The 14,483-nt window shown below is 40.5% G+C and carries 8 protein-coding genes; 1 reads left to right on the forward strand and 7 read right to left on the reverse strand.

The annotated features are described in order from the left end of the window. Window positions 1-79: 79 nt before the first annotated feature. The 6 genes from BLU33_RS13990 to BLU33_RS14015 form a co-directional block, all read right to left on the reverse strand. Entirely contained in the window at window positions 80-1,048 is a 969-nt protein-coding gene (locus tag BLU33_RS13990) for a metallophosphoesterase family protein (RefSeq protein WP_091373943.1), read from the reverse strand. Between the two features lie 37 nt (window positions 1,049-1,085). Further along, window positions 1,086-2,558, reverse strand: coding sequence for an alpha-L-fucosidase (locus BLU33_RS13995; RefSeq protein WP_091373948.1), 1,473 nt, complete (start codon window positions 2,556-2,558; stop codon window positions 1,086-1,088). A 91-nt stretch (window positions 2,559-2,649) separates the two neighbouring features. Continuing rightward, entirely contained in the window at window positions 2,650-3,684 is a 1,035-nt protein-coding gene (locus BLU33_RS14000; protein ID WP_091373952.1) for an alpha-L-fucosidase, read from the reverse strand. 116 nt (window positions 3,685-3,800) lie between these two features. After that, window positions 3,801-5,576 (reverse strand): RagB/SusD family nutrient uptake outer membrane protein, encoded by a 1,776-nt coding sequence (locus BLU33_RS14005; protein WP_091373955.1) that lies wholly within the window; start codon window positions 5,574-5,576, stop codon window positions 3,801-3,803. Window positions 5,577-5,602: 26 nt separating this feature from the next. Then, window positions 5,603-8,782: a SusC/RagA family TonB-linked outer membrane protein gene (locus BLU33_RS14010; RefSeq protein ID WP_091373958.1), complete on the reverse strand. Its 3,180-nt coding sequence runs from the start codon at window positions 8,780-8,782 to the stop codon at window positions 5,603-5,605. Window positions 8,783-8,999: 217 nt separating this feature from the next. Next, the gene (locus BLU33_RS14015; RefSeq protein ID WP_091373961.1) at window positions 9,000-10,082 is read right to left on the reverse strand and encodes an alkaline phosphatase family protein; all 1,083 of its coding nucleotides are present in this window, start codon (window positions 10,080-10,082) and stop codon (window positions 9,000-9,002) included. Between the two features lie 242 nt (window positions 10,083-10,324). On the opposite strand from BLU33_RS14015, the gene BLU33_RS14020 reads away from it, so the two are divergent. Then, the gene (locus tag BLU33_RS14020; protein WP_091380554.1) at window positions 10,325-11,236 is read left to right on the forward strand and encodes a metallophosphoesterase family protein; all 912 of its coding nucleotides are present in this window, start codon (window positions 10,325-10,327) and stop codon (window positions 11,234-11,236) included. A gap of 189 nt (window positions 11,237-11,425) precedes the next feature. Here the strand turns inward: BLU33_RS14020 and BLU33_RS14025 are convergent, their stop codons facing one another. Continuing rightward, on the reverse strand, window positions 11,426-14,116 hold the full coding sequence (locus tag BLU33_RS14025) for an ABC transporter permease (protein ID WP_172829255.1): 2,691 nt from the start codon (window positions 14,114-14,116) through the stop codon (window positions 11,426-11,428). Between the last annotated feature and the right edge of the window lie 367 nt (window positions 14,117-14,483).

The following is a 14,483-nucleotide window of genomic DNA, read 5'->3' on the forward strand; positions in this document are numbered from 1 at the left end:
ATATCGAATACTATTAATTTAATTAACATTTTATTATACTACTGATTGTCAAAATGTTAAAAATATAAAATCGCAGATTTTATTTAATTTCCCTATCAGAAATATATGGCACTATAGGATAAACATACGCAGTCATGTCTACACCCAATTTCTCAGGGGAGGAACCAACGAAAACAGTCTTTTTGCCTTCAACTCTTATTTTTCCGCTATTGTCGACCTCAATAATTGCCCATAGTGGGTCTTTGTAGGGCACCGTATATTTAACATTTGGATGAGCACTGTCAACTTCCGGAGAATAACGGATCTCTTTATACTTATCGCCCAACCACTGGTATGAAGCACTATTTATCTGCACATAATGTATATCATTGATGTGATTATAATAGTCTTGATGATGGTGTCCGCTCAATACCAATATAACTTTCTGCCGGTCAGCTTTTTGATTAGCCTGTTCAAGCGTATATCTTAACAAGGTGCCATTTTCAAGCCCCCCGGCATCATTATCCAACCCTTGATGACAAAATATGATAATAGGGAATGTGGTTGTATCCAGGTCAGTTTTTAACCACTCTACCTGGGCAGGTGAAATGTAGCGTGCATATCCTGCCGGCCTGTCGGGCGATGGATTATGTTCATTACCATCTAAAACTACAAAGTGGAAACCATTAACATCAAAAGAATAATATTTAGCCTTTGCATTCCAAAACTCAATTACCTGGTCACGGGTATATCCCCCGTCAGTATCATGATTGCCAATTACATGATATTTGGGCCCTTTGAATTTGTTCCAAACGTCGATCAATGAAAGGTTTTCTTTTTTTGGAATGCAAAAATCACCCATTTGGATTATGAAATCAGGCGCTTTTATATTCATCTCGTCAATATATGCTGATAAACGAGGCAACCCATCGTATATAATATCGTGGTGTAAATCAGTAATTACGCCAAATCTTATTTTTTTACTTTTCGGCTTCAAATCCGGAATACGGGCAAATAAAAGTGTGCTACCTGCAAAGCTTGTTTTTGCTATAAATTCTTTTCTATCCATCTTGCTTTTTTCGTGCTTAATTTTATTTAGATAAACCTTACTGTATGCTTAAGGCATAGGCATATTGACTTTTATATTTATTGGGGGCAAATGCCGGGAAAGTCAGTATTACATCTTTGCCGATCTGTTTCCACTTCAATGTTTCGTTTGTTTCTAATAGTCGAATAATTGTTCCGGGCTTTAACTGCATGTCCTTTATCGTAAAACGGTTATTATCCGGCCATTTTGGTAATATGGCAAACACTTCTTTAGTACCTGGATTGACTGTAAAGAAACATTCTTTAACGGCGTAACCTGGATCAGGATCTATGGTTAGTTTCAGCATAAAACCACCATTTGCCTTAAAATCACCCTCGGTTCTTTTAGGTTTATAATCTTTTCGTCCAATGCTCCATTGGCATGGTCTGATCCATTTCCGGGTATTATAGATTGCTTTCCCATTTATTTTGAGCCAATCGCCTATTTGTAAAAGTCGTTCCTGCATAATTGGTGGAATTTTTCCAGAAGCATCCGGGCCAATATCAAGCAGTAAATTTCCACCCCTGCTTACTATATCACTCAGCAAGAGTACAAGTATTTGTGGCGAGTTGTAATCCCATGCATCCTCCATTTTATTATTGCTATATGAAAATCCAATCCCCCGGCTTTCCTCAAAATAATGATCACCAAACTCCATGTCGGGCTGGTATTCTGGTGTGTATACACTGCCATGTTTAAACCTTATGCCCTTGCCATAACGGTCATAGGTAACAATTTCGTTTTTCACCGAACTTTCATTATACAACCAGTTTAAAAATTCAGTTGAATGCCAGGTGGTATCACTTTGCTCCCAGTCGCCATCAGTCCAGAAAACATCAGGCTTATATCTTTCTATCAAATCTTTTGCTTGAGGTATAGCGTATTGCAAAGCATATTTTTCAGGATTGGATTTATATAATGGATTAAACCACTCGTACCATGAAAAATATACGCCCGCTTTTAGCGATGTTTTGTGCAAGGCATTAAATAAATCGCCCAATAAATCTCTTTGGGGGCCTATATCAGCAGCAGTCCAGGGAAAGCCCCATGCTTGTTCAGTGTATTTGTTTGGCCACCAGCAATAACCATCGTGATGTTTAGCCACAGGTATCACATACTTTGCCCCCGATCTTTCAAACAACTTTACCCACTCATCCGGATCGTATAACTCGGCTTTAAAATGTTTTGCCAGATCATAGCAAGTTTCGTCGCCAAATACTCGTTTATGGTATTTTGCCACAGCACCATTAAATGCTCCGGTTTGTAACCAGTATTGGTACCATTCAGCATATTGCCCTTTTGGAGCGTATGAAGGAACTGAATACACCCCCCATGTAATAAAGATGCCAAATTTAGCGTCTTTGAACCACTCAGGTACAGGCCTTTTATCAAGACTTTCCCATGTAGGTTTATATTCTTGCGCATTCGCCAAGAAGCATTTAAGTACGATAATTAGTATAAAAACAATTATTTTTTTAATCTTTCTTATCATCGTAAATTATCTTAAAGTTTGCAAACATCAGCGGTTCTAATTATTACGGCCAATTAGGTCGTAAGTTATTTTTTTCGTCAGTACTTTTCTCTTATTTTTTTATTAACTGGTCATGAACTATTTCCATCGAGTCTATAAAATGAGGATCAATATTACCATCAGGCAATGGCCCTGTATTTAGCACAAACGTAGCGTGCCTTTCTGATACTTTGCGCATATTATTTAGAAGGGTATCAACTGGTTTGTATATCTGTTTAGAACAATATCCCCATTTATCTGAGCTTTTATCCATTGCTTGCAGCGGCAATTTTCTCAAAATAGGATCGTTGTCATAATCATGTTGCGGAAATGGGTCATATAGCGCATATACCATGGCATCTTCTCCTGGAATATAAAACATATCATGGTTATTAATGATCATGCAGGCCGATTGTATTTTATGGATCAAGCTATAAATTTCACCAAATGGCCATCTATCCGTGTTTTTAGACCAATATCCGTCAAACCAAATCCCTGCAACAGTTCCGTAATTAGTCAATAATTCCGTTAGCTGGTTCTTCATATATTGAATATATTTTTTCTCGTCCCTGTTTGGATTGGGTAGCTGATGTGCGTAAACTCCGCCATCTTCTTTGTGAAATACAAAATCCGGGTGATGCCAATCTAATATTGAATAGTACAGCCATAATTTTATTCCCTGTTTATGACACTCTTCCGCGATATCTTTAATTATATCGTGACGGTATTTGCCATGGTGCATAATAGTCCAATCCGTGTATTTTGAATCGAACAGGCAAAAACCATCGTGATGTTTAGTAGTGATCGTAATATATTTGAATCCTAATTTCTTCGCTTCAGACACCCATCTCTTTGCGTTAAAATCTTTCGGATCGAACTCATCTGCAAACTTTTCATATTGTGGTACGCCATATCTTCGCATGGCCCAAGCTTCATCAGGATCGTTTAACTGTGTATAAACGCCAAAATGAATGAACAAACCCAACCTGCTATTTTCAAACCATTTCCGGTTTTCAATATTGCTTTTAGAAGGGATATAAGATGATTGAGCGACTACTGAAAATGAAAAAAGATAAACGAATAGAAATAAAGTGGTGATCCTTTGCATATTAATGATATGTTGCCTTATTACTGATTAATGATGATATTTAAAATAGGACCGCAGCTACTGCGGCCCTATTTAACAACTCAAACTAATCAAAAAAATATCTTACCCCCGTTTTACTACCAGCCCGGATTCTGTTTTAAATTCTTATTAAGTAACAGCTCCTGGGTTGGTAAAGGCATTAGGTAATCCTTAGGATCAGTAAATGTTTTTACTAAACCAGGATTAGGTACGATGTTTCCCGAAGTGCCATTACTAAGACCAAAGTCAGTGCCCAGCACGAAATAAGAAATACCTGTTACCTTATTTGCAGGTAAGCTTGTTACCAGGGCAATGTCCGGAACGCCGTCTCCGTTCAGGTCATAAGTTCCTAAACCGGGGAAATACATTCCGAAACCAGGTTTTGCCAACAAAGGGCCGTTCTTCCACCGCATAATATCATCATATCTTAATCCTTCACAGGCTAATTCTACGCGTCGTTCACGGCGAATTTCAAGCAGCACATTCTCTAATTGACCAGATACATTTGAATAATTTGCTGCCAAAACGGGATCGATCGGGACGGTCATTAACAGGTGCGGCATACCTGCCCTGTCTCTTAATAAATTAACAGACATGTCCAGATCGGCCTGGGTAAATGTGCCCCCTCCGCTGTTGGCCAGTTCGGCTTTCGCTTCTGCGTAAACAAGCAGCATCTCTCCCAAACGGAACTCGATGGCAGCATTGTAATTTGTATTATAAGAAGGTGTAGCAGGGTCATAATATTTGATCTGCAAATAACCCGAACGCGCATCGGTCATGGTTTGAGCGCCGTTAAGGTTACCATACGTTACCGTAGGCGGTAAAACAGATTGTTTCATCCTTGGGTCGCGATTGGTAAATTCGCCTTTTATCATCATTGTATCATAACCCGGAACAGAGGTAAAAGGAGTGCCGCTTGAGGTTAGGTAATTATTCATGAACGCTTTTGAAAAAGCAACGCCATAAGCATAGATGTCGCCGTCAAGTGGTGTATATACAGGAATGGTATTGCTATAGAATTTGCCCAATATGATTTCCGCACTCTGTGGATCAGAAGGCGAATGGGTAATAAATAAGTTTTGATAATCTGTATTTGGGTTTCCTGTACTAAACAATTTAAACTGCCCGCTTTGCATCACCACCAGGGCAGCGCTGTCTGCTGTTTGCAAAAGTTGCTGCCAACCGCTAATGGAACGATATTCCCTGTAAGTCCCCTCATAAAGCCCTACCCGCGCCATAAGCGCCAACGCAGCCCATTTTGTAATTGTTCCGGAAGGACCGGTAGAATTCACGTACTTAGCTGCATATTTGAGATCGGCCATTACAGAATCAATTACTAACGCACGCGGATCTCTCGCCTTATATAAGTCGGCGTTGTCCGCTGTCGTTACGGTTCTGCCATAAAATGGCACATCACCATATGCTTTTACCTTATCAAAATAAAACCATGCCCTGAAAAACCGGGCAACGCCCACATAATGATCTATTACTGCGGGAGTAGCAACTGCTTTTTGGTAGTTTTCAAGAAAATAATTTACCTGGTACAAAAACAACCAGCTCCAGCTTGCGCCATTCCATGCCGTGCTTGCGCTTGCAGTAGCTGGTATTGTAATTTGACCTGCTGTTACCAGGTTAAAAGGACGACTCTCATAATTATCACTCTGCTGATCATTCAGCGCCACCGATGTACTGCCCGGAACATAGCTATACAAGCTATTGCAATAGGTATTTAAATCAGCTGCATTATTAAAAAAACTTTCTGCGGTGATACTTGATACCGGGTATCTATTTAAAAAACTATCTTTTTTACATGAGTATAATGATAACATACTTATCAGCATACACGATAGTGGAATTATATATATCTTTTTCATGACTATTGATTTCTTAAAATTTAATATTAGAACTTCACATCAACCCCAAAAGAATACGCGCGCTGGAAAGGATATAACTCGCCTGACGCATACCCTCTCAATCCTTCCGGATCATACCCTTGCGGCAGCTTATCACTTTCCCACAAGTCTTCACCGCTCACATATACCCGTATGCGGTCAACACCTATTTTCTTTAGCATAGGCATCGGAAATGTATAGCCTACGGTTAAATTTTTAAGGCGTATATAAGCGGCGCTGTATATGTATCGTGATTGTGGAGTGGCCAGGTCTAACAATGAACCTGCATCGCCTGCTCGCCAGCCTTTAAGGGATGGATAAAAAGCATTTGTATTTTGCGGTGTCCAGGTATTACCAACTATGTTCTGGTAAACGTTTTCCCATGGTGCAAAGAACATGCCCCAGTAATACCCGCTATTACCAGGATAGAAAGATTCCTTACCTACCCCCTGGAAGAAAACACTAAAGTCGAAATTATCATAGGTAAAGTTACCGCCAAACCCAAAGTTATACCGAGGCGTGGTATTACCAATTACACTCATATCTCCCGGGTTTGATATTGTACCATTGCCATAGGTTATTTTACCATCGTGGTTCAGATCTTTATACTGTAGTTCACCCGCCTGGTTCAGGTTATAATAGCCTTGGAAAAGTGATTGATCAGGCGCTGCTTTAGCGGCTGCATTGGTTTGAAATATCCCAATGTCGGTTAATCCCCAGATATCACCAACATGCGCACCGTTATAATAAGCCGGACTACCATTTATGGGGTTGTTAAGGAAATAACCAGTAGGATTATAATATTTCGTAATTATTGATTGATTATCCCAAAGGTTAGCATGTATACCATACTTAAATGGCTTTCCGGCTATAGTGGTTTCATCATTGTAAGTAAGATTTAATTCCCATCCATCGGTACGCAGATCGGCCGCGTTTTCCAGTGGCTGGGTTGCTCCCAATACAGCTGGCAGGGCAAATCCCTGGGTAATCATGTTATTGGTATAGCGGCGGTAAATATCAAACGTTGCATTTAATTTTTTAAAGAAAGTAACGTCTATACCCAGGTTTTTTGTAGTAATGGTTTCCCAGGTAATATTGGGTGATACTAAATTAGGGGCACCTACATAAGTTTGCTGGGTACCGCCCAATATGCTGCCGGTTGTTCCGGAAGTGAGCACCGGGATAAATTGGTAATTTTGCAAACTTTGGTCATTTCCCAATGAGCCATACGATGCACGGAACTTAAGACTGTTAACCACATTGAGCAGGCTTTTGAAGAATGGCTCTTCTGAAACCCTCCAGCCAACAGAAGCGGATGGGAAAAAACCATAATGCTGATCAGATGGGAAAAGCGAAGAACCATCTTCACGTGCTGCTATTTCTAACAAATACTTTTTGTCGTACTCATAATTTAGGCGGGCAAAATATCCTCTAAGCGCCCATTGATAGCCGTTGGCACCTACCGACGGTGGTGTGCCTGTTGTTTCATTAAGCGTGCCTATTGAATTACTGATCAAATTATTATTACTTGCTGAAAACGAGTTGTAATTATTTTCTTCCTGATTATAACCCAATACGGCTTTGAAATAATTTTTCGTACCAAAGTTTTTTTCATATTCAGCATACAAGTTGATGTTATAATATGATTGATCATCTGCTGCTGCATAGGCAAGACTGGTTCCTGCATAAGATACCGTCTTGTCCGGTCCGGTTTCATAAGGTACCGGTATCTGGTAACCTTGCATATAATTATTAGTAGAACGGAAGGTATAATCACCTTTAATCCGCAAGCTATTGTTAAAGAAAGATGTATTGAAACCAATAGTATTTTGTGTGCGGTTGTTTACTGTATCTGTGCGGCCACCTTGTTCTAAAAATCCGATAGCTACCCCTGCTGAAGTCCATGAACCATCTGGATTTTTAGGTACAGCTAATGAATTTTCACGCCCTATTGCATGGAAAAAATCGCCTTGTGATACCCAGTAACCATTCTGTAAAGATGGAGAGTTGTAAGTAGTACGGTTATAAGCAGAATTGGTTGTTATGTGCAGCCATTTTGTAAGTTCAATATCCAATTTGGCACGCAGGTTATAACGGTCATAATAATCCGGATTATAACGAAATATCCCATCCTGTGAATTATAGCCGGCTGAAAAGTAATAAGTAACTTTGTCAGTACCACCGCTAACACTTATGTTATGGATTTGGCTGGGATTCCCAGATTTGTATGCTTCATTAAACCAATTGGTACCGCCCAGGTAATCATATTGCCCGGTTGATGGGTCGACTATAGTTGCGGGCAGGCTTGGATTTGCCGACCGTTGGTGCGCATAAGCTGTTTCGGTAGCATTGTAAAGATTTGAGCCATAATAAGCAGAGTAGGCTTCGTTTTTATAATCAACAACTGTACCCGGGTCGGTTACAACGTCAGGTAAATTGGTGATCTTATGTACTGAGTAATTAAAGTTGTAAGTAATTTTAGGAGCACCTGTATGGCCTGATTTGGTAGTGATCAGCAACACCCCAAATGCAGCGCGTGAGCCATAAACAGCCGAAGAAGCTGCATCCTTCAGCACTGTTGCGCTCGCTACATCATCGGGATTGATGTCATCAAGGCTGGTTTCAACTCCATCCACCAATATTAGCGGCCCACCGCCATTAATGGAGGTAAAACCCCGGATATTAAAGGTTGCCGGAGTTCCGGGCTTGCCATTGTATGATGTTATATTTAAGCCTGGCAGCTCTCCCTGCAAACCCCTTCCTATATTATCTATAGGGCGATTTTCCAATACTTCACCGCTTACGGTACTCACAGCGCCGGTTAAATCAACCTTTTTCTGTGTTCCATAGCCAACCACCACAACTTCGTTTAATCCTCCGGCTGTAGGCTTCATATGGATGGTTAACGCGGTATTGCCTTTTACTGCAACTTCCTGCCGGGCATAGCCTACGAAACTTAAAATCAGGTACTCATTTTCATTATTAACATTAATTTGAAAATGCCCCTTTGAGTCAGTACTGGTAAGGGTTGATGGATTAGTTTTTAACCTGATAGTAACATTTGGCAAAACCGCTTCTGTCTCATCAACAACGGTTCCTGAAATTTTCGTTTGCCCATACATTTGTAATGAACAAAACAAAAGGAGCGCTGTGAACAGCATTCCCGTTTTTGTATAAATTTGTGTCATAATTTTGCTGTTAGTTTGTTTAGCAAAACTAAACTTTGTTTATAAACACATTACTAAACTTATGTTAAGTATTTGTAAACACAGTCGAGGCATTTATACTCATTTACCTATAGGTAGTTGTAGGTGAGGATTAATCAATGAGTTTATGGGGCGATAATTTTGCAAAAAAGTGTAAGCCGGAATGACAGGTGAGCGCATCATTCCGGCTTAAAAAAATCTATTTAAAAACTGTTTCGATTTTATTGTTAACAGGGTGGTTAGCAGTAAATGTAAACCCGAGTAATTGAGCTATCGTTTGCGCTATTTGATCCTGGTAAATTTGCCCGGAAGTTTTCACTTCCCCTATTGCCGGGGTATCAGGCCCTAAAACTGCCAACCAGGTTTCATTTGAATGCGGCGCGCTTGTTCCATGACTGGTCCACAGATCACCAATACCGCGACCGTGATCAGGGCAGATAACAAACGTTGTATTGTTTTTGTAAAAAGGGTCCTTTTGCAAGGTTTCCCACAGTTTCCCAATCATTGCATCTAAATAATGAGCAGCATCTAAAAATGAATCATATTGCCCGGCATGTCCTAATTCATCAGGATCATCAAAATCTATATAAGTAACCTTGGGATGATTAGCCATAATATAGGTTTTTGCAATGGCATAAGTATTCATATCCCAACGCACATCCCTTCCAAAATAATCCGGTAAATAATTCTGAATCTCATTAGCCAGTTTCTGCGCCTCCGTTAGGTTTGGGCCCGTTACGTTTTCATATGGGTTGATTAGCAGCATATGGTTACGATCACGATTTACAACCCTGGCTACCGCATCCCAACCGGCAATGGTTGCCACCTTGTTTTCATAACCTTTTTGTTTATTTATGAATTCAAACACATTTATATTAGGATTATCAGGATAAGAATTAGAATTTACAGCCGGATCATAATAACCACATATGGTTTCGCTACGGCCGGGGTATGAAAACCAAAATCTGTTTTTAACATTTACATTATTACCTAAATCACGGTTGCCATATAACTGGCCTTCTTTAGCAATAACACTCCAAAAAAATGGCATAAGCTTTTTGCGGCGCTCGTCCATTGTAGGCGCCCAATACTTGGCTGCAACAGAAGCTGAATCCTGCTGATTGAATTTTTTTACCCTCAAAAGAGCGGAGTCTGCCCCATGAAAGATTTCCTGCCAGCGGTACCCATCAATTGAAATGAATACAATATTCTTTGTTTTCCTGCCCTGTGCTACAACAGAAGCGGTGATCAACATTAATAAAATAACTAATTTAAGTTTCATTGTTCAAATGGTTTGTTTAGCAAAACTAAACATTGTTTATAAATAAACAAACAAAACATTGTTAAGTATATGTAAACACCAATAATCACATGCCTTATAGGTAAGACAACAGAGAATTTTGCGCCTTTTCCCAAATCAGTAAGCAAATGTTTGAACAATGAATAATATATAGAGTTAACTTTAAATTAGTAATATATTTATAAACAATGTTTAGTTTTGCTAAACAAAGATTAAATATAGCTATGAAAAGAAGAGATGTTATTAAAAGCGCCGGTATATTGGCAGCTACCGGTCTGATAACAAGCAAAAGCAATATTGCAAATGCTGCTATAACTGAAGCGAAAAGCAAATCCAAGCTTGCATTAAGGGTTGCACACATAACCGATGTTCATATCAGGCCTGACTTAGACGCACCGGAGAAATTTAAAAAGTGCCTGGAAGAAATAAAAAAGCAAAAAATAGATTTTTTCCTGAATGGTGGTGATTCTATATTCGACGCATCATATGATGATGTAAAAAAGGAGCGCGTAACAGAGTTATGGAATTTATGGGATGATTGCACTAAAGGAATAAATGGTTATGAAGTTCATAGTTGCATCGGCAACCATGATACCTGGTGGGCTGCACCTGATAAATCAGATGCAATGTATGGCAAAGATTATGTGGTAAAGCGTTTAGGTATACCTAACAGGTATTACAGCTTTAGCAAAGCTGGCTGGCACTTTATTATAGTTGATGGTAATAATCCATCCATCACTTTAGATGACGAGCAATTCAACTGGTTAAAAAATGAGCTTGAAAAATTACCTGCAGATCAGCCTGTTTTAATCATGTCACATTACCCTATCCTGGGTGTAACCCCATTTTGGGAAGGAGGCATGCACTCCGACTATAAAAAATTAAAAGCCTTATTCTATCAACATCGCGACAAAGTAAAAGTATGCCTGAGCGGTCACAATCATTTATTGGATACCGCATCCTACAATGGCACACAATATTTTTGTAACGGCGCAATGAGTGGCTATTGGTGGGGTAAAGGCGATGATAAATCTGCAGGCGAAGGATATTATGAAGAGACCCCGCCCGGCTATGCTATACTTGAATTATACCAGGATGGCAGCGTAATAAATAAATATACGCCGCATTCATACTAACCCACCACCTATTAGAGAAAATGAAAAAAGCCTTTAAGTCTATAATTTAAAGGCTTTTTGACATTGATTAATATCGTTTAAGTCGTATTGGCAGGACAATTTCAGAATCACTTTCTACATGATTTGAAGAAACCGGCGGGATAAACTCCTATTGATTAATTTTTATAGTGCTGCTCATTTGCCTGCAGGTCATTCAGTTCTCAGGTTCTTAATGGGGTTAAGTATAGCCGTTTTTAGCGCCTGAAAACCCACCGTAACCAAAGCAATCAGGATAGATGCCGCGCCGGTTAGCAGAAACACCCAATAACCTATACTGATATGTAACGGATAATTGCTGAGCCATTTGTTCATTAGCCACCAGGCTATGGGCGACGCGATAACGAACGCTATTGCCACCAACGCCAAAAAGTCTTTTGATAACAGGGTTGTGATGGCGGCTACAGATGCACCTAATACCTTGCGGATACCGATTTCCTTTATCCTGTTTTCGGCCATAAACGTAGCCAAAGCAAACAAACCCATGCACGAAATAAAAATGGCTAGGCCCGCAAAAGCAGCCGCCATTGTACCGAAGTTTTCGTCGCCTTTTATACGGTCCTTATATATATTGTCCACAAATCTATAAGCAAATGGATAATCGGGATTGTATTTTCTGACTATGGCGCCAATCTTTGACAGGCTGGTGCTCACCGGCTGTGTGTTGCTTAACCTGAAGTTCATAGCACCATATTGTTTAGTGGTTCCGCGTATAATAATGGGTTTGGGTAACTCATAGGCCCAACCAGCAATATAGTCCCTTATTACACCAACAACATGTAAATTGATGTTGCCCTTCTTAATCAATTGGCCTACAGGATTTTTAAAACCTATTTTTTTCACTGCAGTTTCGGTAAGCAATACGGCGGCAGTATCGCTTGGGTAACGATACACATCAATATCACGCCCTTCAAGCAGTGTAATGCCCGAGGTTTGCGTAAAGTCCTGGTCGGTAAAGTTTTCTTCAAATGTAATACTGACTGATGGGTTTTTGCCCTGCCAGCTGTAATCATCATTCGCTGTCCATATATCATCAACCGATGAGTTTGTGCGCGTTATACCGGTAATGGCACCGCTTTCCAGTAATTCCTGCTTTATAACCGGGTAGTTTTTTTCTATATCACCCTTAATGTAAATATTGACCAGGTTGGTTGAATCATAACCTTTGCTGCGGTGCAATCCAAAATCTATCTGCCGGTAAATTACCAGCGTACAAATAATAAAGGTGATGGCCAGCGTAAACTGCATCACAACCATAACTTTACGGGGCGCGAGTAACGACCCAGCAGAGGTCAAAATACCTTTCAACACTTTTACTGGCCGGTATGCCGAAAGATAGAATGCTGGGTAAATACCCGCAAAAATACCTGTAATAAATGCAAATGATATCACAGCCAGCCAAAACAAAGGGTTGCCATAAGGTACGGTAAGGTTATCCCCTACTAAATTGTCAAATGCAGGCAGACAAAGCTGCACTAGTCCGATGCACAGTACTGCTGCCGTAATTGCGGTGAGCACCGATTCACCAAGGAATTGTTTTATTAGTATTCCACGGCCTGCGCCAGCCACTTTACGTATACCCACCTCTTTAGCGCGTTTGGCACTACGGGCGGTACCTAGGTTCATATAATTGATACAAGCTATCAGCATCACCAGTGCAGCAATCAGCGCAAACCATTTCACCATTACCAATCTGCCGGGCAGGAATTTTCCGTTTTCATAATCAGAATATAGCCACCAATCTGCCATGGGCTGTACTACGGCATTTGTACCCGGGTTCACATGCTGATTACTGAAAACGTTCCAGAAAAGCCCCTCAACGGTTTGGCGGCTTATTCCGTGCTTGAGCATGACGTATGTCTGTACTGTATTTGATCCCCAATCGTCCCTTGCCCAATGCACCTCTTTCATATAGCTTAACGGAACAAAATATTCAACAAAATTGAGCACGGTATTGGCAGGTAATGGTTTAAGCACCCCGGTCACGGTAAAATTGGCAATACTGTCTATCTTCACAATTTTCCCCATCGGGTCTTCATTGCCAAACAGTTTGTGCGCCATTTGTTGGGTTAATACAATGGTATGTAAACCCGTTAATGCTGTCGCTGCATTGCCTTCTGAAAACTGGTAGCTAAAAAATTTAAAGAAATTAGGATCTGTTAACACCCCCCTGCCTTCAAAACGCTTGTCACCATGCTTTAAAACAAAGGAACCTACTCCCGAAAGGCGGTTAACTTCTTCCACCTGCGGATAATTGGCTTTTAATACCGGCGCAAGTATTGATGGTAGTCCACCGTCAACCCGTAGCTGCCCATTAACCTTTGTTTGGCTATAAACCTCGTAAATGCGGTCTTTATTTGTATGGAACTGATCGTAACTCAATTCATTGGCCACCCAAAGAAATATAAGTATGGCAGTGGCCATGCCAATAGCCAGCCCGCTGATGTTGATAAAGGAAATGGCCCGGTTACGGCGGAGCTGCCGGATGGTTATTTTAAGCAGCTGACTGAATATCAGGCTTTCGTGTCTTACCCTGTCCGCAAAGCTGATCTTTGGAATTTTAGAGAGGACATTATCGTTAACAACCTGTACGCGCTGCCTGGTTTGAGTGGGTTGGCGCAGGTAAGCAAATTCATTATGGATGTTTTCGGCCCGGTTCAGTAAAGCCTGCTTTTGGCTGAATGTTACCTGCGGATCAGGGTCGTTGTATTCACCCAGGAATTCTTTGACCATGTTTAGCAGATCAGCGTGGCTACCTAATAGATAGGCAAGCTCACTTGCTTCAGCTTCAGTCGCTTTACCCGAGATAAATAACTCAACCAGAAACCAAATGTGCTCTTCCATGATGCAATTGTACGATGTCCGGGCAAATCGCCGCATAGATTATGCCATTGATGTATCAATTTGATATTAAGCAATTTATTTGTGTATTACCAACCAACAACGTGCGATATCGAACACTTACTGTACGGTAAGGGACAGGTTAAAGAGCCGATTATAACTCATACGAATCCCGGCCCATGTCTTGTGAGCTTTGAACGCTACTGCTATATTATATATAAGTATATTCAGTTTGCAAACTGTAGCTATGCACAGCCACGAGCTACAAGCTTGCGGGAGCGGGAGTATATAGACAAAATACCTGTTAAAACTATTCAGCCTTACGGTCCAGTTACTACAGAATCTCTTCAATTTGCATTTATACTTTTAA

The sequence above is a fragment of the Mucilaginibacter mallensis genome, from assembly GCF_900105165.1.
GTDB lineage: Bacteria > Bacteroidota > Bacteroidia > Sphingobacteriales > Sphingobacteriaceae > Mucilaginibacter > Mucilaginibacter mallensis.

Coding starts and splice junctions, on each gene's coding strand:
- BLU33_RS14005 (WP_091373955.1), bottom strand. CDS start 5,576: ATGAAAAAGATATATATAATTCCACTATCGTGTATGCTGATAAGTATG.
- BLU33_RS14015 (WP_091373961.1), bottom strand. CDS start 10,082: ATGAAACTTAAATTAGTTATTTTATTAATGTTGATCACCGCTTCTGTT.
- BLU33_RS13995 (WP_091373948.1), bottom strand. CDS start 2,558: ATGATAAGAAAGATTAAAAAAATAATTGTTTTTATACTAATTATCGTA.
- BLU33_RS14000 (WP_091373952.1), bottom strand. CDS start 3,684: ATGCAAAGGATCACCACTTTATTTCTATTCGTTTATCTTTTTTCATTT.
- BLU33_RS13990 (WP_091373943.1), bottom strand. CDS start 1,048: ATGGATAGAAAAGAATTTATAGCAAAAACAAGCTTTGCAGGTAGCACA.
- BLU33_RS14010 (WP_091373958.1), bottom strand. CDS start 8,782: ATGACACAAATTTATACAAAAACGGGAATGCTGTTCACAGCGCTCCTT.
- BLU33_RS14025 (WP_172829255.1), bottom strand. CDS start 14,116: ATGGAAGAGCACATTTGGTTTCTGGTTGAGTTATTTATCTCGGGTAAA.
- BLU33_RS14020 (WP_091380554.1), top strand. CDS start 10,325: ATGAAAAGAAGAGATGTTATTAAAAGCGCCGGTATATTGGCAGCTACC.